The organism is Rhodosalinus sediminis, from assembly GCF_003385555.1.
Classification (GTDB): Bacteria; Pseudomonadota; Alphaproteobacteria; order Rhodobacterales; family Rhodobacteraceae; genus Rhodosalinus; species Rhodosalinus sediminis.
Genome location: NZ_QOHR01000001.1, coordinates 128,080 through 153,406, shown reverse-complemented (window position 1 = coordinate 153,406; position 25,327 = coordinate 128,080). Strand labels below are relative to the sequence as shown.

At 72.1% G+C, this 25,327-nt stretch carries 21 protein-coding genes and 2 tRNA genes; 12 read left to right on the top strand and 11 right to left on the bottom strand.

Features of this window, described 5'->3' with window-relative positions:
• The first annotated feature begins 8 nt into the window (after window positions 1–8).
• Window positions 9–1,397, top strand: a complete 1,389-nt coding sequence (locus DRV84_RS00785) for a helix-turn-helix domain-containing protein (protein ID WP_115977837.1) — start codon at window positions 9–11, stop codon at window positions 1,395–1,397.
• Between the two features lie 88 nt (window positions 1,398–1,485).
• On the opposite strand, the gene DRV84_RS00780 is transcribed toward DRV84_RS00785, so the two are convergent.
• The 4 genes from DRV84_RS00780 to DRV84_RS00765 form a co-directional block, all read right to left on the bottom strand.
• Window positions 1,486–1,722, bottom strand: coding sequence for an HP1242/YdcH family protein (locus tag DRV84_RS00780; RefSeq protein WP_115977836.1), 237 nt, complete (start codon window positions 1,720–1,722; stop codon window positions 1,486–1,488).
• Window positions 1,723–1,793: 71 nt separating this feature from the next.
• A complete protein-coding gene (locus DRV84_RS00775) occupies window positions 1,794–2,435 on the bottom strand; it encodes a thermonuclease family protein (RefSeq protein WP_192881377.1) in 642 nt (213 codons plus the stop codon).
• A 90-nt stretch (window positions 2,436–2,525) separates the two neighbouring features.
• Window positions 2,526–3,434, bottom strand: a complete 909-nt coding sequence (locus DRV84_RS00770; protein WP_239994947.1) for a DMT family transporter — start codon at window positions 3,432–3,434, stop codon at window positions 2,526–2,528.
• A gap of 347 nt (window positions 3,435–3,781) precedes the next feature.
• Entirely contained in the window at window positions 3,782–4,528 is a 747-nt protein-coding gene (locus DRV84_RS00765) for a YebC/PmpR family DNA-binding transcriptional regulator (protein ID WP_115977834.1), read from the bottom strand.
• Between the two features lie 115 nt (window positions 4,529–4,643).
• Here DRV84_RS00765 and DRV84_RS00760 point away from each other — a divergent pair, with 115 nt between their 5' ends.
• The 6 genes from DRV84_RS00760 (at window position 4,644) to DRV84_RS00735 (ending at window position 11,794) form a co-directional block, all read left to right on the top strand.
• Window positions 4,644–6,413, top strand: coding sequence for an SLC13 family permease (locus DRV84_RS00760; protein ID WP_115977833.1), 1,770 nt, complete (start codon window positions 4,644–4,646; stop codon window positions 6,411–6,413).
• Window positions 6,414–6,466: 53 nt separating this feature from the next.
• The gene (locus DRV84_RS00755) at window positions 6,467–7,600 is read left to right on the top strand and encodes an alpha-hydroxy acid oxidase (protein ID WP_115978040.1); all 1,134 of its coding nucleotides are present in this window, start codon (window positions 6,467–6,469) and stop codon (window positions 7,598–7,600) included.
• Window positions 7,601–7,675: 75 nt separating this feature from the next.
• Window positions 7,676–11,119 (top strand): pyruvate carboxylase, encoded by a 3,444-nt coding sequence (locus tag DRV84_RS00750; RefSeq protein WP_115977832.1) that lies wholly within the window; start codon window positions 7,676–7,678, stop codon window positions 11,117–11,119.
• 10 nt (window positions 11,120–11,129) lie between these two features.
• On the top strand, window positions 11,130–11,543 hold the full coding sequence (locus DRV84_RS00745; protein ID WP_115977831.1) for an MAPEG family protein: 414 nt from the start codon (window positions 11,130–11,132) through the stop codon (window positions 11,541–11,543).
• Window positions 11,544–11,609: 66 nt separating this feature from the next.
• Window positions 11,610–11,684 (top strand) — tRNA-Gly (locus tag DRV84_RS00740).
• A 35-nt stretch (window positions 11,685–11,719) separates the two neighbouring features.
• Window positions 11,720–11,794 (top strand) — tRNA-Gly (locus tag DRV84_RS00735).
• Between the two features lie 39 nt (window positions 11,795–11,833).
• Here the strand turns inward: DRV84_RS00735 and DRV84_RS00730 are convergent.
• Entirely contained in the window at window positions 11,834–12,235 is a 402-nt protein-coding gene (locus DRV84_RS00730; protein ID WP_115977830.1) for a dihydroneopterin aldolase, read from the bottom strand.
• A gap of 63 nt (window positions 12,236–12,298) precedes the next feature.
• Window positions 12,299–13,222, bottom strand: coding sequence for a DMT family transporter (locus DRV84_RS00725; RefSeq protein WP_239994946.1), 924 nt, complete (start codon window positions 13,220–13,222; stop codon window positions 12,299–12,301).
• A gap of 77 nt (window positions 13,223–13,299) precedes the next feature.
• On the opposite strand from DRV84_RS00725, the gene DRV84_RS00720 reads away from it, so the two are divergent.
• Complete coding sequence (locus tag DRV84_RS00720) at window positions 13,300–14,925, top strand: AMP-binding protein (protein ID WP_115977828.1); 1,626 nt, start codon at window positions 13,300–13,302, stop codon at window positions 14,923–14,925.
• A gap of 109 nt (window positions 14,926–15,034) precedes the next feature.
• Window positions 15,035–16,060 carry a hypothetical protein gene (locus DRV84_RS00715; protein ID WP_115977827.1) on the top strand — a complete coding sequence of 342 codons (1,026 nt, stop codon included), beginning with the start codon at window positions 15,035–15,037 and terminating at the stop codon, window positions 16,058–16,060.
• Window positions 16,061–16,136: 76 nt separating this feature from the next.
• Here DRV84_RS00715 and DRV84_RS00710 read toward each other — a convergent pair whose 3' ends face one another.
• The 3 genes from DRV84_RS00710 to uvrB form a co-directional block, all read right to left on the bottom strand.
• Window positions 16,137–17,168, bottom strand: coding sequence for an SPOR domain-containing protein (locus DRV84_RS00710; protein ID WP_115977826.1), 1,032 nt, complete (start codon window positions 17,166–17,168; stop codon window positions 16,137–16,139).
• Window positions 17,169–17,234: 66 nt separating this feature from the next.
• Window positions 17,235–17,882: a uracil phosphoribosyltransferase gene (gene upp, locus DRV84_RS00705; RefSeq protein ID WP_420541637.1), complete on the bottom strand. Its 648-nt coding sequence runs from the start codon at window positions 17,880–17,882 to the stop codon at window positions 17,235–17,237.
• Between the two features lie 286 nt (window positions 17,883–18,168).
• Window positions 18,169–20,343 carry an excinuclease ABC subunit UvrB gene (uvrB, locus tag DRV84_RS00700; RefSeq protein ID WP_115977825.1) on the bottom strand — a complete coding sequence of 725 codons (2,175 nt, stop codon included), beginning with the start codon at window positions 20,341–20,343 and terminating at the stop codon, window positions 18,169–18,171.
• A 306-nt stretch (window positions 20,344–20,649) separates the two neighbouring features.
• Between uvrB and DRV84_RS00695 the strand changes: the two genes are divergently transcribed.
• A complete protein-coding gene (locus tag DRV84_RS00695; RefSeq protein ID WP_115977824.1) occupies window positions 20,650–20,961 on the top strand; it encodes an ETC complex I subunit in 312 nt (103 codons plus the stop codon).
• 245 nt (window positions 20,962–21,206) lie between these two features.
• On the opposite strand, the gene DRV84_RS00690 is transcribed toward DRV84_RS00695, so the two are convergent.
• Both DRV84_RS00690 and DRV84_RS00685 read right to left on the bottom strand, forming a co-directional pair.
• Window positions 21,207–21,434: a hypothetical protein gene (locus tag DRV84_RS00690; RefSeq protein WP_115977823.1), complete on the bottom strand. Its 228-nt coding sequence runs from the start codon at window positions 21,432–21,434 to the stop codon at window positions 21,207–21,209.
• A gap of 60 nt (window positions 21,435–21,494) precedes the next feature.
• Window positions 21,495–22,721 carry a pyridoxal-phosphate-dependent aminotransferase family protein gene (locus tag DRV84_RS00685; protein ID WP_115977822.1) on the bottom strand — a complete coding sequence of 409 codons (1,227 nt, stop codon included), beginning with the start codon at window positions 22,719–22,721 and terminating at the stop codon, window positions 21,495–21,497.
• 110 nt (window positions 22,722–22,831) lie between these two features.
• On the opposite strand from DRV84_RS00685, the gene DRV84_RS00680 reads away from it, so the two are divergent.
• Together DRV84_RS00680 and DRV84_RS00675 are read left to right on the top strand one after the other, a co-directional pair.
• Complete coding sequence (locus DRV84_RS00680) at window positions 22,832–23,545, top strand: tyrosine-protein phosphatase (RefSeq protein WP_239994945.1); 714 nt, start codon at window positions 22,832–22,834, stop codon at window positions 23,543–23,545.
• A complete protein-coding gene (locus DRV84_RS00675) occupies window positions 23,542–25,305 on the top strand; it encodes an ABC transporter ATP-binding protein (protein ID WP_115977821.1) in 1,764 nt (587 codons plus the stop codon). Before DRV84_RS00680 ends, DRV84_RS00675 begins: the two co-directional genes overlap by 4 nt.
• Window positions 25,306–25,327 lie beyond the last annotated feature (22 nt).

The following is a 25,327-nucleotide window of genomic DNA, read 5'->3' as shown; positions in this document are numbered from 1 at the left end:
GCCCCGCGATGCCGCCCAGGAAAATCTACGCCGGCGCCAAGCTGCGCGAGTTGCGCCAGCGCCTCGGCCTCACGCAGAAGGCCTTCGCCGCGAAGCTCGGCGTGTCGCTGCCGTATCTCAACCAGATGGAGAACAACAACCGGCCGCTCTCGACGACCGTGCTGCTCGCGCTCGCGCAGGAGTTCGGCTTCGACGTGACCGAGCTCGGCTCCGGCGAGGCGGAGCGGCTGGTCACCGACATGCGCGAGGCGCTGGCCGATCCCGTCTTCGCCGATGCGCCGCCCATGCCGGACCTGCGGCTGACCGCGTCGAACGCCCCCGCGCTTGCGCGGGCCTTCCTTGACCTGCACCGCGCCTACCGCGAGGCGCACGAACGCCTCGCCGCGCTCGACGAGGCGCTCGGCGGCGCCGAGGCCAGCGCCCGCCCCTCCCCCTGGGAGGAGGTGCGCGACTTCTTCCACTACTGCGACAACTACATCGACGCCGTGGACCGCGCGGCCGAGCGCTTCGCCGCGGACACCGGCGACATGCGCGCCCACGCCGCCGACCGGCTCGCGGCCGAGGGCGTGACGGTCGATCACGCCGACGCGGAGACGCTGCGCCGCTACGACCCGGAGGCGCGGCGGCTCACGCTCTCGTCCCGCGCGGCGGCGGAGACGCAGACCTTCCAGATGCTTCTGCAGCTCGCCCTTCTGACGCAGGACCGGCTGCTGGAGGCGACGCTCGACCTCGGCCGCTTCCAGAGCGAGGAGGCGCGCGCCATCGCCAAGATCGGGCTCGCCAACTACTTCGCCGGGGCGGCGATGATGCCCTATGCGCGCTTTCTCGAGGCCGCGCAGAGCACGCGGCACGACCTCGAGCGACTGGGGCTCGCCTTCGGCGCCTCGATCGAGCAGGTGGCGCACCGCCTCTCGACGCTGCAGCGGCCGGGGGCGAAGGGCGTGCCCTTCTTCTTCGTGCGGGTGGATCAGGCGGGCACGATCACCAAGCGCCACTCGGCCACGCGGCTGCAGTTCGCCCGCTTCGGCGGGGCCTGCCCGCTCTGGAACGTGCACCGCGCCTTCGAGACGCCGGGCCGCTTCCTGCGGCAATTGGCCGAGACGCCGGACGGCGTGCGCTACATCAGCCTCGCGCGCGACGTCTCGAAGCCCGGCGGGCGCTTCGGGGCGCCGGTGCGCCGCTTCGCCATCGCGCTCGGCTGCGAGGTCGCGCACGCCGGCGCGCTGGTCTATGCCGACGACCTCGACCTGGAGAACGCCCGCGCCTTCGAGCCGATCGGCATCTCCTGCCGCATCTGCGAGCGCGCGAACTGTCACCAGCGCTCGGTGCCGCCGCTGGAGCGCCACCTGCGGATCGACCCCGACCGGCGGGAGGTGCTGCCCTACGACGTGGCCTGAGCGGGCGCTCGGCGGCCCTCGCGGGCCGTCTCGCGAGACGCGCCCGCACGGGCGCACCGAGCGGCGCGCGCCGCCCGGCGCGGACTCATCAGTCCTTCAGGTAGGCGGCGATCTCGTCCTTGAGCGCGGCGCGCTTCTTGCGGAGTTCCACCTCGGTCAGGTCCCCGACCGGCGCGACGTTGGTCTCGGCGGTGTGCACCTGACGGTTCAGCTCGTGGTAGTCCTCGGCGAGCTTGGCGAAATGCGCGTCGCTCTGCTTGAGCTCGCTGATCTTCGCGGCGTAGCCGGGAAACTCGTCGTTGAGCTCGTGCGGGGTATGGGACATGCGGTCTCCTTTCGTGTCGGCCTGACCCTAGGGCCGCGCCCTGCCCCGGGCCTTGATCCCGATCAACCGCCTCAGCGGCGCGCGCGGCGCCAGCCGGCGGCGCGGGCCTCGGCTTCCGAGCAGAACCAGCGCTCGCCGTGGCGCTCGGAGATGCGCGTGCGGGCGTAGAACTGCTGCCCGGGCAGGTGATAGATGCGCTCGCCGTCGCGGGCGACGTTGCCCTTGATCGCGCAGCCCTGCGCGCGCTGGGGCGTCCGGGCCGCGCGGCGGTGATCCTCGGGGCGCGCGATGCGCACCCGATGCAGGCCGCGCCCGGCGGCGCGGGCGCGCGCCTCGGCGTCCACGTAGTCGGTCGAGTAGCGCCGGTAGGCGAAGGCCAGCCCCGCGCGCACGAGCGCCGCGGCCACGTCCTCGCCCCCCGCCTCGCAGCGCGCGACGACCCGGCCGTAGCGATCGCGGTCGCGCGCCTCGCAGCGCAGGACGCGGCCCTCGACCCGGGCGCGCAGCGCCTCGGCCGCCCAGCGCCCGCAGTCGCGGACCTCGCCCCCGTCGCGGCAGGGCTGGCCGATCTCGGGCGCGTCGATGCCGTGCAGGCGCACGCGGGTCTCGCCGATCTCGAGCGTGTCGCCGTCGATCACCCGCGCCGGCCCCACCGGCGCGGCGGCGAGCGGCGTGACCATGAGCAGAAGGCAGAGCGTGAGCAGCGCGCGCATGGCCCCACTCCGCCAGCACGCGCGGCGTCGCTCAAGCCAAAAGTTAATAAATGGTTAACGATCGCGCGGACCGTGGCGCGCAGGCCGCGCTCAGCCCTTGGTCTCCGGCCCCGCCGGCGTGATCGCGCGGCGCTTCAGCATCGCCTCGCGCCAGGTGATGAAGCTGACGGCGCCGATGATGATCAGCCCGCCGGTGACGACGAAGGGATCGATCGCCTCGCCGAAGACCGCCGCGCCGAGGATCACCGCCCAGACGAGCTGCAGGAAGGTCACCGGCTGCGTCACCGTCACCGGCGCCGCGCGGAACGCGAGCGACATCGCGTAGTGCCCGCCCGTGGCGAAGAAGGCCACGGCCAGAAGCACCCCGAGCTCGGCCAGCGTCGGCGCGATCCAGACGGCGGCGGCGAAGGGCACGAGGCCGACCGTCACCCAGACCGAGAGCATCGCCACCACGAGCGCCGGATCGGTCTCGTCCGAGACGACCTTGCCGAGCAGGTAGGAGGCGCCGAAGATCGCCGCCGTCCCGAGCATCGCGAGGTGCCCCGGATCGAGTTCGCGGAAACCCGGGCGCAGGATCACCATCGCCCCGGCGAGCGCCACCGCCACCGCCCCGATGCGCCGCAGCGCCAGCCGCTCGCCCAGGAAGAGCGCGGCGCCGACGGTGACGTAGACCGGCGAGAGGTAGTTCATCGCCGTCACCTCCGCGAGCGGGATGCGCGTCATGGCATAGAACCAGAGCATCACGCCCATGGCGTGAAAGAGCCCGCGCACCCCGAAGAGGACATGCTGGCGCCGCGTCGGCCGCGCGCGCAGGAGCGGGCGCAGCGCCGGCAGCAGAAAGACGAGGCCGAGAAGATAGCGCAGGAAGGCCGACTGCGGCGCGGGCACCCGGTCGCCGAGGTATTTCACGAGCGCCGTGACCGCGACGAAGCAGAGCCCCGCGGCGAGCATCCAGAGCGCCCCGGCGAGGGGCCGGGTATCCGCACGGGGCTCGGCCATGCGCGCGAGAGGACCCCAAAGCGCGACCGAGGGCAAGGGGGGCGCGACCGGACCACCGCGCGCCCGGGGACCGCGTGTCGCGACGGCGCAGGCCGGGGCGCCCGGCGAGGTCCGCGACGCCGCGCGGTGACGGGGCGCGCGCGCCATCGCTCGCGGGCCGGTTCAGGGCGACACGGCGCGCGCGGGACGGCGTGAGGGGATCAGACCGGGCGGTGCAGCGGTCAGTGCCGAACGCCGCGCCCGTTCGCAGGCGCGCAGACGTCCGAAAGGGCAAGGCGTCACCACTCCGGCCACGGCGGTCCGTCAGCGAGCGACCGACACCCCGCGCCGGCGCGGCCCCGCGCGGGTCAGGAGGCGAGTTGCGCCATCACCTCGTCCGGGGCCTCGAAGTTCGTCGTGACGCGCTGCACGTCGTCGTCGTCCTCGAGCGCGTCGATCAGGCGCATGAGCTTCTGCATGCCCTCGAGGTCGAGCTCGGTGGTGTTGAGCGGCTTCCAGACGAGGCGCGTGGTCTCGGACTCGCCGAGCTGCGCCTCGAGCGCCTCGGCCACGTCGTTCAGGTCCGTGTCGGCGCACCAGACGGTGTGCCCGTCCTCGGAGCTTTCGACATCCTCCGCGCCCGCCTCGATCGCGGCCTCGAGCATCGACTCGGCGTCGCCCGCGTCCGCCGGATAGACGATCTCGCCCTTGCGCTCGAACATGAAGCCGACCGAGCCCGTCTCGCCGAGGTTGCCGCCGTGCTTGCCGAAGGTCGCCCGCACGTTGGACGCGGTGCGGTTGCGGTTGTCGGTCATCGCCTCGACGATCACCGCCACGCCGTTCGGGCCGTAGCCCTCGTAGCGGATTTCCTCGTAGGCCTCGCCCTCGCCGCCCGCGGCCTTCTTGATGGCGCGCTCGATGTTGTCCTTGGGCATCGAGTTGGACTTCGCGTCCTTGATCGCGAGGCGCAGGCGCGGGTTCTTCTCGGGGTCCGGGTCGCCCATCTTGGCGGCGACGGTGATCTCCTTGGAGAGCTTGGAGAACAGCTTGGACCGCGCCGCGTCCTGACGGCCCTTGCGGTGCTGGATGTTGGCCCATTTGGAATGGCCCGCCATGGTGGTCTCCGCTCCCTGTGATGCGACCCCGGCGGTATAGGCCAGAGCCGGCCGCCGGTTCAATCCCCGCCCGACGGCGCTTGCATGCAGGGGCGGCGCGGGTTTCCCTGCGGGGGTGACGCAGGATCAGGCCATACTCTTCGCGCTCTTCGGCGCGGTCTTCGCGGGGCTTCTATGGGGGCGCTGGCGCTACGATCTCGTGGCCTTCGCGGCGCTCCTCGTCGGCGTGGTGGCGGGCGTGGTGCCCGCCGACGACGCGTTCTCGGGCTTCGGGCATCCGGCGGTGATCGTCGTGGCGCTGGTGCTGATCGTCTCGGGCGGGCTCTCGCGGTCGGGTGTCGTGCATTTCGTGACGCACCGGCTGATGGACCGGACGCGGAGCCCACAGACGCACATCACGCTCCTCGGCGGGCTGGGCGCCGCGCTCTCGGGGTTCATGAACAACGTGGCGGCGCTCGCGCTCCTGATGCCGGTGGACATCGCGGTGGCGCGCAAGGCCGGGCGCGCGGCGGGGGCGACGCTGATGCCCCTCGCCTTCGCCACGATCCTCGGCGGCATGATCACGCTGATCGGGACGCCGCCCAACATCATCGTCGCCACCATCCGCGAGGACGAGCTCGGCGCCCCCTTCGCCATGTTCGACTTCGCGCCCGTGGGCCTCGCCGTGGCGGCGGCGGGCATGGCCTTCGTCGCGCTCGTCGGCTGGCGGCTCATCCCCGTGCGCGAGGAGAGCGCCACGGGCGGGCAGGCGGACAAGCGCTATCTCGCCGAGCTCACCGTGCCGGACGACAACGACTGCATCGGCCGGCGCGTGCGCGATCTCTACGACGCGGCGGAAGAGGCCGACGTCGCGATCATCGGCCTCGTCCGCGAGGGGCGGCGGCGCTACGGCACCTCCGCCGACACCGAGATCGCCGCCGGCGACGCGCTGGTGATCGAGGCGACGCCCGAGGCGCTGGAGGAGTTCCGCACCACCCTCTCGCTCGCCTTCGCCGAGCGCGGCCGCGAGGAGCGCCTGAAGGCCGAGGGCGAGGGGCTGACCCTCGTCGAGGCCGTCGTGCCCGAGGGCGCGCGCATCGCCGGGCGCAGCGTGCAGGCGGTGGGCCTCTCTTGGCGCCAGCAGACGCTCCTGCTCGGCGTCTCGCGCGAGGGGCGCCGGATCACCGAGCGGATGCGCCAGACGAACCTGCGCCCGGGCGACATCCTGCTGCTGCTCGCGCCGAAGGAGCGCGAGACGGACGTGGTGGAATGGCTCGGCGTGCTGCCGCTCGCCGACCGGGGCGTGACGGTGACCGAGACGTCCCGGACATGGGCCGCGGTCGCGCTCTTCGCCGCCGGCGTCCTCGCGGCGAGCCTCGGGCTCGTCGACCTGCCGGTGGCGCTCGGGCTGGTGGCGGTGGCCTACGTCCTCGCCGGCGTGCTGCCGCTCAAGGAGGTCTACGATCACGTCGAATGGCCGGTGATCGTCCTCCTCGGCAGCCTGATCCCGCTCGGCTCCGCGCTGGAGGCGGTGGGCGGCACCTCGCTCGTCGCCGAGGGGCTGCTGGCGCTCTCGGCGGGCTGGCCGGTCTGGGCGGTGCTCGGCGCGCTGATCGTGGTGACGATGACGCTGTCGGACATCCTCAACAACACCGCGACGGCGGTCGTCGCGGCGCCGGTGGCGATCGAGATGGCCCAGCGCCTCGGCGCCTCGCCCGACGCCTTCCTGATGGCGGTCGCGGTCGGGGCCTCCTGCGCCTTCCTCACGCCGATCGGGCACAAGAACAACACGCTGATCCTCGGCCCCGGCGGCTATCGCTTCGGCGATTACTGGCGCATGGGCCTGCCGCTCGAGGCGATCGTGGTCGTCGTCGCGGTGCCGATGATCTGGCTCGTCTGGCTCTGACGGCGGCCGCCGCGGCGCTGGACATGCGCGCGCCGGCGGGGCAGACGGCGCGCATGGATCTCGACGCCCGCTTCCCCGCGATCTCCGATCTGCGCGCCCGCGCGCGGTCCCGCGTGCCGCGCTTCGTCTGGGAGTATCTCGACAGCGCGACGGGCGACGAGAGCGTGCCGCGCCGCAACCGCGCGGCGCTGGACGCGGTGCGCTTCTACCCTTCGGTGCTGCACGGCGAGGTGACGCCGGACCTCTCGGCCGAACTCTTCGGGCATCACCACCCCCTGCCCTTCGGCGCGGCGCCGCTCGGCATGTCGGGACTGATCTGGCCGGGCGCGGAGCGCATGATCGCCCGCGCCGCCGCGGCGGAGGGGCTGCCCGCCGGGCTCTCGACGGTGGCGACGCGCCCGCCCGAGGAGATCGGGCCGATCGCCGCGCCGCACGGCTGGTTCCAGCTCTACCCGCCGCGCGACCCGGAGATCCGCGCCGACATGCTGACGCGCGCGCGCGAGGCGGGCTTCTCGGTGCTCGTGCTCACCGTGGACGTGCCGGTGCCCAGCCGTCGGGAGCGGCAGACGCGCTCGGGCCTGACGATCCCGCCGAAGCTCACGCCGCGGCTGGTGGCGCAGATGGCCGCGCGCCCGCGCTGGAGCCTCGCCACGGCGCGGGCGGGGCTGCCGCGGCTCAGGACGCTCGACCCTTACGTGGAAAGTTCGGGGCGCGGCATGTCCTCGACGGGGCACGTGGGCTACATGCTGCGCACCTCGCCCGATCTGGATTACCTGCGCTGGCTCCGGGCGCACTGGGACGGGCCGCTCGTCGTGAAGGGCGTGCTCCGGGCCGAGGACGCCGCGCTCTGCGAGGCCGAGGGCGTCGACGCGGTCTGGGTCTCGAACCACGCAGGCCGCCAGTTCGACGCGGCGCCCGCCACGGCCGAGGCGCTGCCCGCCATCCGCGCGGCGACGCGCCTGCCGCTGGTGTTCGACGGAGGCGTCGAGGGCGGGCTCGACATCCTGCGCGCGCTCGCGCTCGGCGCGGATTTCGTGATGCTCGGGCGGGCGTGGCACTACGCCGTCGCCGCGCTCGGCGCCGAGGGGCCCGGGCACCTGATCGACATCCTGCGCCGGGACCTCGCGGCGAACATGGGTCAGCTCGGGGCGGCGCGGCTGTCGGACGTGGTCGTGCGGCGGGTCTGAGGCGGCGTTTCGCGCCGTTTACGATCCGCGCGAAACCGCATACTCAACGGGCGACGCGACGGAGGGACAGCGCCGATGACCGAATTCCGCAAGATCCTGGTGGCCAACCGGGGCGAGATCGCCATCCGCGTGATGCGCGCCGCCAACGAGATGGGCAAGCGCACGGTCGGCATCTACGCCGAGGAGGACAAGCTCTCGCTGCACCGCTTCAAGGCGGACGAGGCGTATCGCATCGGCGAGGGGCTGGGGCCGGTGCAGGCCTATCTCTCGATCCCCGAGATCATCCGCGTGGCGAAGGCCTGCGGCGCCGACGCGATCCACCCGGGCTACGGCCTCCTGTCGGAGAACCCGGATTTCGTGGAGGCCTGCGACGCCGCCGGCATCGCCTTCATCGGCCCGCGCGCCGAGACGATGCGCGCGCTCGGCGACAAGGCGAGCGCGCGGGCCGTGGCGATCGAGGCGGGCGTGCCGGTGATCCCCGCGACCGAGGTGCTCGGCGACGACATGGACGCCATCCGCCGCGAGGCATCCGAAATCGGCTATCCGCTGATGCTCAAGGCGAGCTGGGGCGGCGGCGGCCGGGGCATGCGCCCGATCCAGTCCGAGGACGAACTCGAGGAGAAGGTCCGCGAGGGCCGGCGCGAGGCCGAGGCCGCCTTCGGCAACGGCGCGGGCTACCTCGAGAAGATGATCCCGCGCGCGCGCCACGTCGAGGTGCAGGTCCTCGGCGACCGGCACGGCGCAATCTATCACCTCTACGAGCGCGACTGCTCGGTGCAGCGGCGCAACCAGAAGGTCGTGGAGCGCGCGCCGGCGCCCTACCTCGACGACGCCCAGCGCGCCGAGCTCTGCGAACTCGGCCGCAAGATCGCCGCGCATGTGGGGTATCAGTGCGCCGGCACCGTCGAATTCCTGATGGACATGGAGACGGGGCGTTTCTACTTCATCGAGGTCAACCCGCGCATCCAGGTCGAGCATACCGTGACCGAGGAGGTCACCGGCATCGACATCGTGCGCGCGCAGATCCTCGTGACCGAGGGCAAGACGCTGTCCGAGGCGACGGGCATGGCGAGCCAGGGCGACATCGCGCTCAACGGCCACGCGCTGCAGACCCGGATCACCACCGAGGACCCGCAGAACAACTTCATCCCCGACTATGGCCGCATCACGGCCTACCGCTCGGCCACGGGCATGGGCATCCGCCTTGACGGCGGCACGGCCTACGCGGGCGGCGTCATCACGCGGTATTACGATTCGCTCCTGGTGAAGGTCACCGCCTGGGCGCCGGCGCCGGAACAGGCGATCGCGCGGATGGACCGCGCCCTGCGCGAATTCCGCATCCGTGGCGTGGCCACCAACATCGCCTTCGTCGAGAACCTGCTCAAGCACCCCAAGTTCCTGTCGAACGACTACTCCACCCGCTTCATCGACGAGACAGAGGAGCTCTTCGACTTCCCCGAGCGCAAGGACCGGGGCACCAAGGTGCTGACCTACATCGCCGACGTGACGGTGAACGGCCACCCCGAGACCAAGGACCGCCCCCGCCCGCGCGCCGACCTGAAGGACCCGAAGCCGCCGCGCCTGCGCGCCGAGGACCCCGCGCCGGGCACCCGCACGCTGCTGGAGAAAGAGGGCCCGCAGGCAGTGGCCGACTGGCTGGCCGCGCAGCCGCAGCTTCTGATCACCGACACGACGATGCGCGACGGGCATCAGTCGCTGCTGGCCACGCGGATGCGCTCGCTCGACATGATCCGCGTGGCGCCGGCCTACGCCCACAACCTGCCGCAGCTCTTCAGCGTGGAATGCTGGGGCGGCGCGACCTTCGACGTGGCCTATCGCTTCCTGCAGGAATGCCCGTGGCAGCGCCTGCGCGACCTGCGCGCGGCGATGCCCAACATCATGACGCAGATGCTGCTCAGAGGCGCGAACGGGGTGGGCTACACCAACTACCCCGACAACGTCGTGCAGGAGTTCGTGCGGCAGGCCGCCGTCTCCGGCATCGACGTCTTCCGCGTGTTCGACAGCCTCAACTGGGTCGAGAACATGCGCGTCGCGATGGACGCGGTGATCGAGAACGGCAAGGTCTGCGAGGGCACGATCTGCTACACGGGCGACATCCTCGACCCGGACCGCGCGAAATATGACCTGAAATACTACGTCGAGATGGGCAAGGCGCTGCGCGACGCGGGCGCGCATATCCTCGGGCTGAAGGACATGGCGGGCCTCCTGAAGCCCGCCGCCGCGCGCGCCCTCTTCACCGCGCTCAAGGAGGAAGTGGGCCTGCCCATCCACTTCCACACCCACGACACCGCGGGCGTCGCCGCCGGCACGATCCTCGCCGCCGCCGAGACGGGCGTGGACGCCGTGGACTGCGCGATGGACGCGCTGTCGGGCAACACGAGCCAGGCGACGCTCGGCACGATCGTCGCGGCGCTCGCGCACACCGAGCGGGACACGGGGCTCGACCCGGACGCGGTGCGCGAGATCTCCAACTACTGGGAGGCGGTGCGCCACCATTACGCCGCCTTCGAAAGCGGCCTGCAGTCGCCCGCCTCCGAGGTCTATCTGCACGAGATGCCGGGCGGGCAGTTCACCAACCTCAAGGCGCAGGCGCGCTCCCTCGGCCTCGAGGAACGCTGGCACGAGATCGCCCACGCCTACGCCGAGGTGAACGACATGTTCGGCGACATCGTGAAGGTCACGCCGTCGTCGAAGGTGGTGGGCGACATGGCGCTGATGATGGTCAGCCAGAACCTGACCCGCGCCGACGTCGAGAACCCGGAAAAGGAAGTGAGCTTCCCCGACTCGGTGATCGACATGATGCGCGGCAACCTCGGCCAGCCGCCGGGCGGCTTTCCGGACGCGATCGTGCGCCGCATCCTGAAGGGCGAGGCGCCCAACACCGAGCGGCCCGGCGCGCACCTGCCGCCCGAGGACCTCGAGGCGAAGCGCCGCGAGGCCTCCGAGGCGCTCGGCGGGCGCGAGATCGACGACGAGGATCTGAACGGGTACCTGATGTATCCCAAGGTCTTCACCGACTACGCCCGCCGGCACGAGACCTACGGCCCCGTGCGCACCCTGCCCACGCGCACCTTCTTCTACGGCATGGAACCGGGCGAGGAGATCACCGCCGAGATCGACCCGGGCAAGACGCTTGAGATCCGCCTCGTCGCCGTGGGCGAGACGCACGAGGAGGGCGACGTGCGCGTCTTCTTCGAGCTCAACGGCCAGCCGCGGATCGTGCGCGTCCCCGACCGCAAGGTGAAGGCCGAGGCCGCCGCGCGCCCCAAGGCGGAAACCGGCAACGCCGCCCATGTCGGCGCGCCGATGCCCGGCGTGGTGGCGAGCGTCGCGGTCAAGCCCGGCCAGAAGGTCGCGGAGGGCGACCTGCTACTCACCATCGAGGCGATGAAGATGGAGACGGGGCTGCATGCCGAGCGCGACGGCGTGGTGAAGGCCGTCCACGTGCAGGCCGGCGCGCAGATCGACGCCAAGGACCTGCTGGTCGAGTTCGAGTGAGGAAGCGCCGATGACCCTGCCCGCGAGCCCGGAGATCACCTTCGCCGTGACGCCCATCTACGCGGGGCTTCTCGGCCTCCTCTTCGTCGGCCTCAGCCTCTGGGTCGTCGCGCGGCGCGTGCGCGCGCGGGCGGCCTCGGGCGACGGGGGCGACCCGACGCTCTCGGACGCGATCCGCGCACACGGCAACTTCGCCGAATACGTGCCGCTCGCGCTGATCCTCATGGCGATGGGCGAGGCGCTGGGGATGCCGGCGCTGGCGCTGCACACCTACGGCGGCGCCCTGCTCGTCGCGCGGACGATGCACGGCGCCGGCATGGCGCGCCGACCCAACGTGCCCGCGCTGCGCGGCGGCGGCTGGCTGCTGACGGTGGTCGTGCTGATCGCCGGGGCGCTCGGCGTGCTCGGCCACGCGATCCTTTGACCGCGGGGGCGAAATTCCCCCTTGCAGCCGCGCGCCGATCTTTATATCTCCCCGCTACCTGACCGGGCGGGCGTAGCTCAGGGGTAGAGCATTACCTTGCCAAGGTAAGGGTCGTGAGTTCGAATCTCATCGCCCGCTCCAGTCAGGGTTTACCGGGCCGCGCGCCCGGACAGCGAGCGGGCGTAGCTCAGGGGTAGAGCATTACCTTGCCAAGGTAAGGGTCGTGAGTTCGAATCTCATCGCCCGCTCCAGACAGACTTTCCGAAGCGATACAGCGCACCGCGTCCGGGTCAGCCCGGCGCAGGACCGGCCCGCAGCGCCGTCACGCCCTCCGCATCCAGCGTCAGACGCACGCCCAGTTCGCCCGTGCCGCCATGCACCGGCCGCTTGCGGAGCGCGATGTCGAGGGACCGGATCTCCGGCTGCCGCGCACAGGCCGCCGCCATGCGCGTGACGAGGCGCTCCTGCGTCTCGTAGGGGCCGTCCGCGGCCAGCCGCCGGAGTTCTGCGATCAGCGGATCGTAGTCGAAGATCGCCGCCATCGAATCCTCGGCCACCAGCACCAGCTCGGGCGCGATGCCGAGCGCGAGATCGAGGACATGCGCCTCGGGCACGACGTCGTCGGGGCCATAGGTTCCGATCTCGGTCTCCAGCACGAGCCCCGAGAGTTCGACACGACTTTCCGCTGCCACGCGCGCCTCCTCTGTCCATCACTTAGCCGAGGTAGCGCGCGCCGGCCGGCCGTCACGGACGGGCTAGCCCGCCTCGCGCATCCGGAGCGCGACGAGCGTGCCGGCGGCGGCGATCAGGACGATGCCGATAAGCTGCTGCACCCCGAGGAGATGGCCGAAGAGCGCCCAGGCGAAGAAGGGCCCCGAAATGAAGGCCGCGTATTCGAAGGGCGCGATGTAGCTCGGCTCGCCCAGCTGATAGGCGCGGATGATGAGGCCGACGCCGACGAGCGAGCCCACCGCCTGCACGAGGAGCCACGGCCCGGCGGCGCCGAGCTCCCACGTCCAGCCGCGCAGCAGGAAGCCGTCCGCGCCCGGCGCGGCCTCGGGTGCGAGCGCGGCGATCAGGGCGAGCGCCACGGCGCTCAGCGCGATCTGGCAGAGGATCATGCCGGTGAGCAGCGTGAGCGCGTTCTCCCGCGCGCAGATCGTGTTGGTGGCGATCATGCCCACCGCGTAGAAGGCGCCGCCCAGCACCGGCATCAGGATCACCGGCGACAGCTGCGCCGGGTCGGGCTCCAGCACCACGATCAGCCCGAGAAACCCGAGCGCCACCGCCGCCACGCGCGCCCGCCCGACAGGCCGGCGCAGGGCGAGCGCGGTGATCACGAGGATCCAGATCGGCGAGGTGAAGAGCCCGGCGAGCGCCTGCTCGATCGGCAGAAAGGCGAGCGCGCCGAAGTAGAGCGACATCGCCACCGTCACCACCGCGCTGCGCGCCGTCACCGCCCGGAGCGACACCGCGCGAATCGGCTGGCGCAGCGCCACGGAGGCCGCCGCCAGCAGCGGCAGGCAGATCAGCCCGCGCACGAGCTGAAACTGCCAGAGCCCCATGTCGCGCGCGATGAGCGCCACCGCGTTGTCGATCAGCCCGATCACCGCCATGGCGGCGAGCATCGACAGCGCCCCGGCCGCGGTGCCGCCCCGCGCGGTATCGGCAACACTCATCATCCGTCTCCGGCTTGCGACGCAACAATATTTCCCTATACCGTCCCCCCGACCGGGAAAAGGGGAGGCGATCGGACATGGGCTGGCTCGCGGACGAGACGGGACTCGAGAAGACGGCGGCGAATTTCGTGCCGCTGACGCCGCTGTCGTTCCTGAAGCGCGCGGCGGCGGTCTTTCCCGACCAGGAGGCCCTCGTCTACGGCCCCGTCCGGCGGAGCTACCGCGAATACGCCGAGCGCGTCAGCCGCCTCGCCTCGGCGCTGACGGGCATCGGGGTCACGCCGGGCGACGTGGTGGCGACGCTCCTGCCCAACGTCCCCGCGCAGGCGGAGGCGCATTTCGGCGTGCCGGCCTGCGGCGGGGTGCTGAACACGATCAACGTGCGCCTCGACCCGGACACCGTGGCCTACATCCTCGACCACGGGCAGGCGCGCGTCCTGCTCGTCGATCCGCAGTTCATCCCGCTCGCCGCCGAGGCGCTGGAGCGGATGGAGGGCCCCGCCCCTGCGGTGGTCGAGGTGGCCGACGATCACGCGGGCGTCCATCACCTCGGCGAGTATCCCGAATACGAGGAGCTTCTGGCCTCGGGCGACCCGGCGTTCGACTGGGTGATGCCCGGCGACGAGTGGGAGAGCATCGCGCTCAACTACACCTCCGGCACGACCGGGCGGCCGAAGGGCGTCGTCTATCACCACCGCGGCGCCTATCTGAACGCGATGGGACAGGTGCTGTCGTGGCGGATGGTGCTCTATCCCCGGTATCTCACCATCGTGCCGCTCTTTCACTGCAACGGCTGGTGTCACACCTGGATGATGCCGGCGGTGGGCGGCACGGTCGTCTGCTGCCGCGACATCGCCGCGAAGCCGATCTTCGACGCCATCGCCGATGAAAAGGTGACCCATTTCGGCGGCGCGCCCATCGTGCTCAACACGCTGATCAACGCCAAACCGGAGGAGCGGCGGGCGTTCGACCACACCGTCGAGGTCTTCACCGCCGGCGCGCCCCCTGCCCCGGCCACCCTCGCCGCGATCGAGCCGATGGGCTTCGAGATCACCCATGTCTACGGCCTGACCGAGACCTACGGGCCCGCGACCGAATGCACCTGGGGCCCGGAGTGGGACACGCTCGAGGGCGAGGCGCGCGCGGCGAAGAAGGCGCGGCAGGGCGTCGCCATGCCCTTCATGGAGCACGTCGGCGTCGTGGACGAAAACGGCGTCCAGGTGCCGATGGACGGCAAGACGCAGGGCGAGATCGTCTTTCGCGGCAACGGCGTGATGAAGGGCTACCTGAAGAACCCCGAGGCGACGGCCGAGGCCTTCAAGGGCGGCGTCTATCACTCGGGCGACATCGCCGTGCAGGACCCGGATACCTACCTCTGCATTCAGGACCGCGCCAAGGACATCATCATCTCGGGCGGCGAGAACATCTCCTCGGTCGAGGTCGAGGGCGTGCTGATGGGCCATCCCGCGGTGCTCCTCTGCGCGGTGGTGGCCAAGCCCGACGAGAAATGGGGCGAGGTGCCCTGCGCCTTCGTCGAGCTCAAGGACGGCGCGGAGGCCGACGAGGCCACGCTGATCGCCTACGCGCGCGAACGGCTCGCGGGCTTCAAGACCCCGAAGGCGGTCGTCTTCCGGGAGCTGCCCAAGACCTCGACCGGCAAGATCCAGAAGTTCGAGCTGCGCAACGTCGCGCGCGCGCTCTGAGGCGCCCGCGCCGCGGCCCTCGGCGGCTCCGCCGCGGCGCGGCGCATTGCCGCCCCGCGCGCGGGCGTGGTATCGCGCCGGGGCAGGCAGGAACCGGAACAGTGCGCCCATGACCGCCCTCGAGCAGTATGCCCGCCTGGAAGCGCCGGGCATCTGGCGCGCGGCCCCCGACGCGCAGCGGCAGGACGTGGTGGTCGCGCTCGGCGAGGCCAGCCTGACGATCACCGACATGCAGGACCGCGCCCTCGCGCACTGGTCGCTCGCCGCCGTGGCCCGCGCCAATCCCGGCGAGATGCCGGCGCTCTACCATCCCGACGGCGACCCGGGGGAGGAGCTGGAGCTGGGCGAGATCGCCTCCGACATGATCGAGGCGATCGAGCGGGTGCGCCGCGCCGTGGCGCGGCGGCGGCCGCGGGCCGGGCGGCTGCGCCTGACGGGCGGGCTGGCCGTGGCCGCGGCGATCGCGGCGGCGGCGGCGCTCTGGCTTCCGGGCGCGCTGCGCGACCATGCGCTCCGCGTGCTGCCCCCGGCGAAACGCGCCGAGGTGTCGGAGGCGCTGATGGCGGACATCCGCGCGCTCGGCGGCCGCCCCTGTCACACGCCGGAGGGCGACGCGGCGCTCGCCGCGCTCGCGGCGCGGGTGCTGGGTCCGGACGCGGCCGGGCGGCTCGTGGTGCTGCGCGAGGGCCCGGTCGCCACGGCGAGCCTGCCCGACGGGCGGATCCTGCTGGACCGCGCGCTCGTGGAGGACCCGGCCGAGCCGGACGTGCCCGCCGGGTTCGTTCTGGCCGAGGCCGCGCGGCAGGGCGACGAGGACCCGCTGGCGCGCCTCCTGCGGGCGGGGGGCCTCCCGGCGAGCCTGCGCGTGCTGACCACCGGGCGGCTGCCGCCGGACCTCCTGCGCCGGCATGCGGAGCGGCTGCTGACCGCGCCGCCGACGCCGGTGCCCGACGCCACGCTGCTCGCCGCCTTCGAGGCCGCCGAGCTCAGCGCCCGCCCCTACGCCTACGCGCGCGACGTCACCGGCGAGACGGTGCTCGGCCTGATCGAGGCCGACGCCGTGGCCGCTCACCCGACGCGGCCTGCGCTCAGCGACGCGGACTGGCTCCGCCTTCAGAGCATCTGCGAGGAGTGATCCGGACCGCGACGCCGGCCCGCCGCGAGCGGGCCGCCCCCGGCAAACGCCGCCCTGGCGCCGCAGGCGATACGGGTCAGTCGCGCAGGAAGGCGTCGCCGAAGCCCGCGCCGCGGGCCGCGTCGAGCGTGCCGCGCAGGTCGCCCGCCGCCTCGAAGGGGCCGGCGAGCACGACGCGATAGCCCGAGGCGCGGACCACGCGCACCGGCAGCCCCAAGCCGGCGATCCGCTCGGCCGTGCGCCGCGCGTTCGCGGCGACGCCGAAGGTGCCCACCTGCACGAAGCGGCGCCCGGACGGCGCATCTGAGACCCCGGCGCGAACCGCCGCCTCGCCCGCCGCCGGCCGGGCGCCTGCGGCCGCCTCCGCATCCCGTCCCGGGCGCACGGGCGCGTCCCTCGAAGACACCTGCGGCCGCCGGGACGCCCCGTCGGCAGAGGGCGCCTGCGCCTCCCGCGTCGCGACTACCGCCCGGCGCGCGGGGTCGACGAGCCGGCGCGGGATGGTGTCGGTCCAGACCGTCCGCATCTGCGCGCCGCCGGCGGGCGTGCGCGCACCGCGGTACGGGTTCAGCCGGCCATCCTCCCACGCGAGCTCGTATCCCCCGGGGACGGCGACGGCGACCGCCTCGGGATCGGGCTTCGGCAGGATGCGCGTGCGCGCACTCTCCGCCGCGCGGGGCGCGGCGGCGGCGGTCCCGGTCGCGGCCCCGGCGGCGCGCCGTGGGGCAGCCGACGTCTCCTGCGCGCGCGCTGCCGGCTCGGACGCCGCGGCGGTCTCCCGCTCGGCACGCCGGGGCGCCGCCTCCCCCTCCGGCGGCACGGCCTCCGGCGCGGGATCGGGCGCGGGCGCCTCGGCGAAGGTCGGCTCGAAGCCGCAGAGATGCTCCCGGTCCCGGTTCACGCGCGGCACCCAGGTGACCGTGCCGTCGACGCCGGCGCGGATGTAGACGCAGCCGCGGCTGTCGACGAACTGCCGGTCCTCGTAGCCGTCGGGCGGAAACTCGGCCGGCGGGCCCGCGGTCTCCAGCCGCTGCGCCGTGGCCGGAAGCCCGACACAAACGAGACACGCGAGGAGCGCGCCGCGCGGGATCGCTGTTCTGCGCTTCATCTCGTCCCCCACAGATGCAGGGGCAGCATGCCGCAGGATATCGCGCGAGTAAAGCGCGCGGACGGCTTATTTAGTGCCGTACATGCGGTCGCCCGCATCGCCGAGGCCGGGCACGATGTAGCCGTTTTCGTCCAGCCGCTCGTCGAGCGCGGCCGTCACGATCGGCACGTCCGGGTGCGCCTCGGCCATGCGGCGGACCCCTTCCGGCGCGGCGAGCAGGCAGAGGAAGCGGATGTCGCGCGCGCCCTGCTCTTTCAGGAGCTCCACCGCCTTGGCCGAGGAGTTGCCCGTGGCGAGCATCGGGTCCACGACGATCACCAGCCGCCCGTCGAGCCCGTCGGGCACCTTGAAGTAGTACTGCACCGGCTGCAGCGTCTCCTCGTCGCGGTAGAGCCCGACGAAGCCCACCCGGGCCGAGGGGATCAGCTCGAGCACCCCGTCGAGCAGGCCGTTGCCCGCGCGCAGGATCGAGATCAGGGCGAGCTTCTTGCCCGCGAGCACCGGCGCGTCCATCTCGCCGAGCGGCGTCTCGATGGGCTGCGTCGTCAGGGCAAGGTGGCTCGTCACCTCGTAGGCCAGAAGCTGCGCGATCTCGTGCAGGAGGCGGCGGAAACCGGCGGTCGAGGTCGACTTCTCCCGCATGTGGGTGAGCTTGTGCTGCACGAGCGGGTGCTCGACGATGGTGAGATTGTCGGGGATACTGCGTGATGTCATGGGCTGCGGTCCTCGTGGCGTGCGGCCCTCTCCATACGCGCTCCGGCGCCGGGCGCAAACCACCGGGGCGGCGGCTGGGCCGCTGTCAAGGCGCCCGACGTCTCCGTGCAGCGCGTCACGCAGTTCAACCAAGGGACGTCACGCGTCGCTGGAGGGCGCCGGGGTGCCCCGCCGATCGTCCGCACACGTGCACGCGACGGGGGCGGACGGCGCGAAAGCGGGTGCCGCACCCGCCGCCCGTGGGTCACCGAACCGAGGCGGACCATGTGCGCGCGACGCGCTCACTTCACCGCTTCCGCTTCACGTTACCCCCGCGCTGCCCGGCGCGGCCCGCGGTGGACCGGCCGCTCTTCCCCACGGCCTCCGCGCTGGCCTTCTCCACGGCCTGTTGCCGGGCCAGCGGGTCGTCGTGGACGGCGAGGTCGACCGCTTCCAGCCGCTTGACCTCGTCGCGGAGCCTTGCGGCCTCCTCGAACTCGAGGTTCTCGGCGGCCTTGCGCATCTCCTCGCGCAGGCCGTCGAGATGGGCCTGCAGGTTGGCGCCGGCCATCGGTTTCTCGACCTGCGCGGTGACGCGGTTCATGTCCACGTCGCCCTGATAGAGGCCGGCGAGCACGTCCTCCACGTTCTTCTTCACGGTCTCGGGGGTGATGCCGTGCGCCTCGTTGTAGGCGATCTGCTTGGCGCGGCGGCGGTCGGTCTCGGCGATGGCGCGCTCCATGCTGCCGGTCACCTTGTCGGCGTACATCACCACCTTTCCTTCCGCGTTGCGCGCGGCGCGGCCGATGGTCTGGATGAGCGAGGTCTCGGAGCGCAGGAAGCCCTCCTTGTCCGCATCGAGGATCGCGACGAGCCCGCATTCGGGGATGTCGAGCCCCTCGCGCAGGAGGTTGATGCCCACCAACACGTCGAAAGCGCCGAGGCGCAGGTCGCGCAAGATCTCGATCCGCTCGATGGTGTCGATGTCGGAGTGCATGTAGCGGACCTTGATCCCCTGCTCGTGCAGGTATTCGGTCAGGTCCTCGGCCATGCGCTTCGTCAGCGTGGTGCAGAGCGTGCGGTAGCCCTTGGCCGAGACCTTGCGCACCTCGTCGAGGAGGTCGTCCACCTGCATCGCGACGGGCCGGATCTCCACCGGAGGGTCGAGGAGGCCGGTGGGGCGGATCACCTGCTCGGTGAAGACGCCGCCGGTCTGCTCCATCTCCCACGGGCCCGGCGTGGCGGAGACGAACACCGACTGCGGGCGCATGGCGTCCCATTCCTCGAACTTGAGGGGGCGGTTGTCCATGCAGGACGGCAGGCGGAAGCCGTGCTCGGCCAGCGTGAACTTGCGCCGGTAGTCGCCGCGGTACATGCCGCCGATCTGCGGCACGCTGACGTGGGACTCGTCGGCGAAGACGATCGCGCTGTCGGGGATGAACTCGAAGAGGGTCGGCGGCGGCTCACCCGGCGCGCGGCCGGTGAGGTAGCGCGAGTAGTTCTCGATCCCGTTGCAGGCGCCGGTGGCCTCCATCATCTCGAGGTCGAAGTTGGTGCGCTGCTCGAGGCGCTGCGCCTCCAGCAGCTTGCCCTCGTTCACCAGCTGGTCGAGGCGCTGGCGCAGCTCCTTGCGGATCTGGGTCATCGCCTGCTGCAGCGTGGGCTTCGGCGTGACGTAGTGCGAATTGGCGTAGATGCGCACCTGATCGAAGGTGCCCGAGCGCTCGCCGGTCAGGGGATCGAACTCGGTGATGCCCTCGAGCTCCTCGCCGAAGAAGCTGAAGCGCCAGGCGCGGTCCTCGAGGTGGGCGGGCCAGAGCTCGATCACGTCGCCGCGCACGCGGAAGGTGCCGCGCTGGAAGCCCTGATCGTTGCGCTTGTACTGCTGCGCGACGAGATCGCCGATGATCGCGCGCTGATCGTAGCTCTCGCCGGCCTTCAGGTCCTGCGTCATCGCCCCGTAGGTTTCGACCGAGCCGATACCGTAGATGCAGGAGACCGAGGCGATGATCACCACGTCGTCACGCTCCAAGAGCGCCCGGGTGGCCGAGTGGCGCATCCGGTCGATCTGTTCGTTGATCTGCGCCTCCTTCTCGATGAAGGTGTCCGAGCGCGGGACGTAGGCCTCCGGCTGATAATAGTCGTAGTAGCTGACGAAGTACTCGACCGCGTTGTCGGGAAAGAAGCCCTTGAATTCGCCGTAAAGCTGCGCCGCGAGCGTCTTGTTGGGCGCGAGGATGATCGCGGGGCGCTGCGTCTCCTCGATGATCTTGGCCATGGTGTAGGTCTTGCCGGTGCCGGTGGCGCCGAGAAGCACCTGATCGCGCTCGCCGGAGAGGACGCCCTCAGACAGCTCGGCGATCGCCGTCGGCTGGTCGCCCGCCGGCGCGAAGTCGGTCTGCATGACGAAGCGCTTGCCGCCCTCGAGCTTGGGGCGGGCGCGGACGTCGGGGGCCGGGGCGTGCAGCACGTCGTCGGGCATGGGCACTCCTTTCGAGCTTCAGAAGCTGGCGTCGGCGGGCCGGGATTCAAGACGGGCGCCCGGCCGGGGCGCGGAATCTGTTTGCGTGAAGTGACACCGAGGATGTACAATTTTACCGCAAGCAGCTCCTTGGCCTTCGGCCGATCGCACATTACCCACCCCTCGCTCCCCGCGAAAGGCCGGATGGCCAAGGTCTGCCGGAGCGCCCCCGCCCGCCGCAGCGCGGGGGTCTTGCCGCGCCGGCGTGCGTGGTCCATATCGACGGCGAGACTGACGCACCGCATTCGGCACGACAGCGAGGGGTCCATGCGCGCCCGCATCTACCAACCCGCCAAGTCCGCCACCTCCTCCGGGACGGCGAAGACCAAGCACTGGGTGCTCGAGTTCGCCCCCGAAACGCGGCGCGAGGTCGATCCGCTGATGGGATGGACGTCCTCCGCGGACACGCAGGCGCAGGTGCGGCTGACCTTCGACACGAAGGAGGCGGCGCTCGAATACGCGCGCGAGCACGACATCGACGCGCAGGTGTTCGAGCCGCACAAGCGCCGGACGAACGTGCGCCCGCGCGGCTACGGCGAGAACTTCGCCTCCGACCGGCGGGGCATGTGGACGCACTGACGGCGCCGTCTCCGGCCTGAGATCACGCATCGGACGACAAGATCTGCAGGGGGCGTGGTCACCACGCACCCGTGGAAGGCCATGCCAATTGCGCGCGAGCACACGCCTCAAGTGCCGGCACTGGCGCCGGTAGGGGGGTGTGGTCACCACGCACCGACAGGCTCGCATGAGCGATGCGTGCGAGCACGCATTCTGCGGGGCGGCAAAGGGCCCGCGCGCAGCCCGCGGACCCATCTCCGACTGCCTCAGCTGCTCAGGTCGCCGTAGTCGAAGGTCTCCACCTCGCCGATGTCCTCGAGCCGATAGGGCATGTCGTAGTAGAGGCTGCCCGCCGACCATCCGGCGCCGTCCGGGTAGCCGTAATACGGATAGGCCCGGTAGCCGACCGCGCCATAGGCGACGTTGGGCTGCACGACCACGGCCTCGACCGCGCCGTCCTGCAGGATCAGGTCGCTGACGTAGCCGTAGTTCACGAGGCGTTCGCCGGGTCGGCGCCGCGACCTGCATCGCGTCGGTGACGCGCGAGGCGCCCGTCAGCCGGCGGCGCTGCGGGCGGGCGGCGCCGCGGCCTCGGCCACGACCGCCGCGGCCGCCTCCGCGCCGCCGGGCGCGAAGGGGATCTCCAGCGCGCGCATCCCGGCCTCGAGCGAGGCGAGCAGCCCGAGCACCATGTGCGCGTTGAGATGCCCCATGTGCCCGATCCGGAAGAAGCCTCCCGCCTCGGGCGTGCCCGGCTCGGCCATGCCGAGCCCGATGCCCAGCGTCACGCCGGCCTCCCCGGCCATCCAGGCCCGCAGCCGCTCCCCGTGCGGCGCGCCGATGCGCAGCGCGGTGACCGCGTGGCTCCGGTGCGCGGGATCGGCGATGTTGAGCTCGAGCGGCCCGCCCTCGCCCCAGCGGGCGCAGGCCGCCCAGATCGCGCGGGCGAGCGTCGCGTGCCGGGCGAGGACATGCTCCAGCCCCTCCTCGGCGATCATGTCGAGCGCCTCCCGCAGCCCGTAGAGGTGATGCGTCGGCGCCGTGCCGCCGAAATACTGGTAGAACTGCTCCGGCGCGGCGCGCGGCGCCCAGTCCCAGTAGCGCGAGACCCGCGGCAGCCGCGCCCGCGCCGCGGACGCGCGGGCGTTGAAGAAGACGAAGGCCATGCCCGGCGGCACCATCAGCCCCTTCTGGCTGCCCGCCACCATCACGTCCGCGCCCCATGCGTCCATCTCGAAGCGGTCGCAGGCGAGCGAGGCGATGCAGTCCGCCATGAGGAGCGCGCCGTGCCCCGTCTCGTCGAGCACCTGCCGCAGCGCCGCGACGTCGTTGCGCAGGGAGGTCGCCGTGTCCACATGCGTGGCCAGCACCGCGCCGATGCGCCCGCCGGCGTCGGCCCGGAGCGCGGCGCGCAGCCGCTCGGGATCGGCCGGCGCGCGCTTGCCGAAGTCGAGGATCTCGACCTCGAAGCCCATCGCCTCGGCCATCTCCGCCCAGCCGTGCCCGAAGCGCCCGGTGGCCAGCACCAGAACCTTGTCCCCCGGCGCGAGCGTGTTGGCGAGCGCCGCCTCCCACGCGCCGTGCCCGTTGGCGACATACATCGCCACGTCGCCCCCGGTGCGCGCCACGCCGCAGAGGTCGCGGGCGATGCCCGCGGTCATCTCGATCAGCTCGCCCTCGTAGATGTTCGGCGCGGGGCGATGCATCGCGGCGAGCACCCGGTCGGGCACGACCGAGGGGCCGGGAATGGCGAGATAGGGGCGACCCTGGGCGAGGCTCATGGCGGCGTCTCCGTGCGTGGCGGCGCGACACTAGCCGGCGCGCCGCCGGCGTCAACGTCCGAGGGCCGCGCTTGCCAGCGCGGGGCGCAGCCTCTACACGGCGAGGCGACATGACGAGCGCGCCCGCGATGCTGACGAGACTTTATCACTGGTTCGACCGGACCGAACGGACCATGCGTCGCAGCTTCGGCAGGGACATATCGACGCCCGCCGGGCGCCGGGCGGCGTGGTGGCACTACCAGGTCCTCGATCATGCGTTCCTGCGCACGGTCTGGACCAACTTCTTCGAGATCGCGCCCGGCGTCTACCGCTCCAACCAGCCGACGCACGCGCGCCTGCGCCGCTACCGCGACATGGGCATCCGCACGGTCATCAACCTGCGCGGGCCGGGGCGCTACGCGCATTACCTGTTCGAGCGCGAGAGCTGCACAGCGCTCGGCCTGACGATGGTGGACGCCGAACTGCGCGCGCGCCACGCCGTGCCGGCGGCCCGCATCCTCGAGATGCTGGAGGCGATGCGCGCCGCAGAGCGGCCGTTCCTGTTCCACTGCAAGTCAGGCGCCGACCGCGCGGGCTTCGCCGCGGCGGCCTATCTCATGGTGTTCGAAGGCCGCTCCGTCGCCGAGGCCCGGAAGCAGCTGGGCCTGCGCTACATTCACCTGAAATCGACGAAGACGGGCGTTCAGGACTACATCCTCGACGTCTACGAGGCCCGGCAGGCGCGCGGCGCCATCGATTTCGAGGCATGGATCGCGGAGGAATACGACAACCGGGCGATCCAGGCGGGCTTCGACGCGCGCCGCCCCGCGCACGAGGTGGCATGACCGCTCGGGACACGCCGCACACCCGCGGGCTCTTCCTCTGGCTCTGGCGCCGCTACCTCCGGCCGCACTGGAAGCTCTTGTCGGTGGCGCTCGCCTTCATGATCGTCGAGGGCAGCATGCTCGGGCTTCTGAGCTGGATGATGAAGCCCATGTTCGACCGCATCTTCGTCGGCGGCGACGCGGGGGCCATCCCGCTCCTCGGTCTCGCCTTCTTCGCGATCTTCGCGGCGCGCGGGCTCTCCGGCGTGGCGCAGCGGGTGCTGCTGACCCGGCTCTCCGAGCTCTCCGCCGCGCAGATCCGGCAGGACCTCCTCGGCCACCTGATGCGCCTCGACGGCAGCTTCCACCAGACGCATCCGCCGGGCTACCTGATGCAGCGGATCGAGGGCGACGTGGGCGCGCTCAATCAGGTCTGGCGGACCATCCTGACCGGGGCGGGGCGCGACGCGGTCTCGGTCGTCGCGCTTTTCGCCGTCGCGCTCGGCGTGGACTGGCGCTGGACGCTGATCGCCTGCGTCGGCGCGCCGCTCGTGATTGCGCCGGTCCTCTTCCTGCAGCGCTACACCCGCGCCCAGGCCCGCCGCGCCCGCGACGTGGCCGCCGGCCTGTCCACCCGGCTTAACGAGATCTTCCTCGGCATCGTGCCGGTCAAGCTCAACACGCTCGAGGCCTATCAGGCCGCGCGCTACGAGCGCCTCACGCGGCGGCGCGTCCTGACGGAAACGCGCGCCGCGGCCGGTAAGGCGATGATCCCGGGCATGATCGACGTGATGGCGGGGCTCGGTTTCATGGGCGTGCTCTACTACGGTGGCTCCGAGATCCTGTCCGGCGACAAGACGGTCGGCGATTTCATGTCCTTCTTCACGGCGATCGGTCTCGCCTTCGATCCCGTGCGCCGTCTCGGCAATATCGCCGGCGTCTGGCAGACGGCCGCGGCGAGCGTCGAGCGCATCCGCGAGCTCCTCTCGCTCACCCCGGCGCTGAGCTCGCCGGCGCGCCCCGCGCCGCCGCCCGAGGGCGTGCCGGAGATCGCGCTCGAGGACGTGCACCTCGCCTACGGCGACACGCCAGCGCTCGCCGGGGCCACCTTCACCGCCGAGGCGGGGCGGACCACGGCGCTCGTCGGCCCCTCAGGCGCGGGGAAATCCACCGTCTTCAGCCTTCTCACCCGGCTCGTCGATCCGCAGTCGGGGCGCGTCACCGTGGGCGGCGTGCCGGTGGCCGACCTCGACCTCGCCGATCTCCGCCGCCTCTTCTCGGTCGTCACGCAGGACGCGCTCCTCTTCGACGAGACGCTGCGCGAGAACATCCTCCTCGGGCGCGAGGACGTGCCGCCCGAGCGCCTGCGCGAGGTGCTCGACGCCGCGCATGTGAGCGATTTCCTGCCGCGCCTCTCAGACGGGCTCGACACGCCGGTGGGCCCGCGCGGCTCCAACCTCTCGGGCGGGCAGCGCCAGCGCGTGGCGATCGCCCGCGCGCTCCTGCGCGACACGCCGGTCCTGCTGCTGGACGAGGCGACCTCCGCGCTCGACACCGCCTCCGAGAAGGTCGTGCAGGCGGCGCTCGACCGCCTGACCGAGGGGCGCACGACCCTCGTCATCGCGCACCGCCTCTCGACGGTCCACGACGCCGACCGCATCGTGGTTATGGAGGACGGCCGCGTGGTCGAGACGGGGCGGCACGAGACGCTCCTCGCCGCGGGCGGCGCCTACGCCCGCCTGCACCGCCTGCAGTTCGAGCGGCCCGAGGGCGCCGGCTGAGCGCCCCGCCCGCGGGCGGCAC

What these genes read in the sequence shown, in the direction of transcription:
- DRV84_RS00785 (WP_115977837.1), top strand. Translation starts at nt 9, where the DNA reads ATGCCGCCCAGGAAAATCTACGCCGGCGCCAAGCTGCGCGAGTTGCGC.
- DRV84_RS00780 (WP_115977836.1), bottom strand. Translation starts at nt 1,722, where the DNA reads ATGTCCCATACCCCGCACGAGCTCAACGACGAGTTTCCCGGCTACGCC.
- DRV84_RS00775 (WP_192881377.1), bottom strand. Translation starts at nt 2,435, where the DNA reads ATGCGCGCGCTGCTCACGCTCTGCCTTCTGCTCATGGTCACGCCGCTC.
- DRV84_RS00770 (WP_239994947.1), bottom strand. Translation starts at nt 3,434, where the DNA reads ATGGCCGAGCCCCGTGCGGATACCCGGCCCCTCGCCGGGGCGCTCTGG.
- DRV84_RS00765 (WP_115977834.1), bottom strand. Translation starts at nt 4,528, where the DNA reads ATGGCGGGCCATTCCAAATGGGCCAACATCCAGCACCGCAAGGGCCGT.
- DRV84_RS00755 (WP_115978040.1), top strand. Translation starts at nt 6,467, where the DNA reads ATGGATCTCGACGCCCGCTTCCCCGCGATCTCCGATCTGCGCGCCCGC.
- DRV84_RS00750 (WP_115977832.1), top strand. Translation starts at nt 7,676, where the DNA reads ATGACCGAATTCCGCAAGATCCTGGTGGCCAACCGGGGCGAGATCGCC.
- DRV84_RS00745 (WP_115977831.1), top strand. Translation starts at nt 11,130, where the DNA reads ATGACCCTGCCCGCGAGCCCGGAGATCACCTTCGCCGTGACGCCCATC.
- DRV84_RS00725 (WP_239994946.1), bottom strand. Translation starts at nt 13,222, where the DNA reads ATGAGTGTTGCCGATACCGCGCGGGGCGGCACCGCGGCCGGGGCGCTG.
- DRV84_RS00720 (WP_115977828.1), top strand. Translation starts at nt 13,300, where the DNA reads ATGGGCTGGCTCGCGGACGAGACGGGACTCGAGAAGACGGCGGCGAAT.
- DRV84_RS00715 (WP_115977827.1), top strand. Translation starts at nt 15,035, where the DNA reads ATGACCGCCCTCGAGCAGTATGCCCGCCTGGAAGCGCCGGGCATCTGG.
- DRV84_RS00710 (WP_115977826.1), bottom strand. Translation starts at nt 17,168, where the DNA reads ATGAAGCGCAGAACAGCGATCCCGCGCGGCGCGCTCCTCGCGTGTCTC.
- upp (WP_420541637.1), bottom strand. Translation starts at nt 17,882, where the DNA reads ATGACATCACGCAGTATCCCCGACAATCTCACCATCGTCGAGCACCCG.
- uvrB (WP_115977825.1), bottom strand. Translation starts at nt 20,343, where the DNA reads ATGCCCGACGACGTGCTGCACGCCCCGGCCCCCGACGTCCGCGCCCGC.
- DRV84_RS00695 (WP_115977824.1), top strand. Translation starts at nt 20,650, where the DNA reads ATGCGCGCCCGCATCTACCAACCCGCCAAGTCCGCCACCTCCTCCGGG.
- DRV84_RS00685 (WP_115977822.1), bottom strand. Translation starts at nt 22,721, where the DNA reads ATGAGCCTCGCCCAGGGTCGCCCCTATCTCGCCATTCCCGGCCCCTCG.
- DRV84_RS00680 (WP_239994945.1), top strand. Translation starts at nt 22,832, where the DNA reads ATGACGAGCGCGCCCGCGATGCTGACGAGACTTTATCACTGGTTCGAC.
- DRV84_RS00675 (WP_115977821.1), top strand. Translation starts at nt 23,542, where the DNA reads ATGACCGCTCGGGACACGCCGCACACCCGCGGGCTCTTCCTCTGGCTC.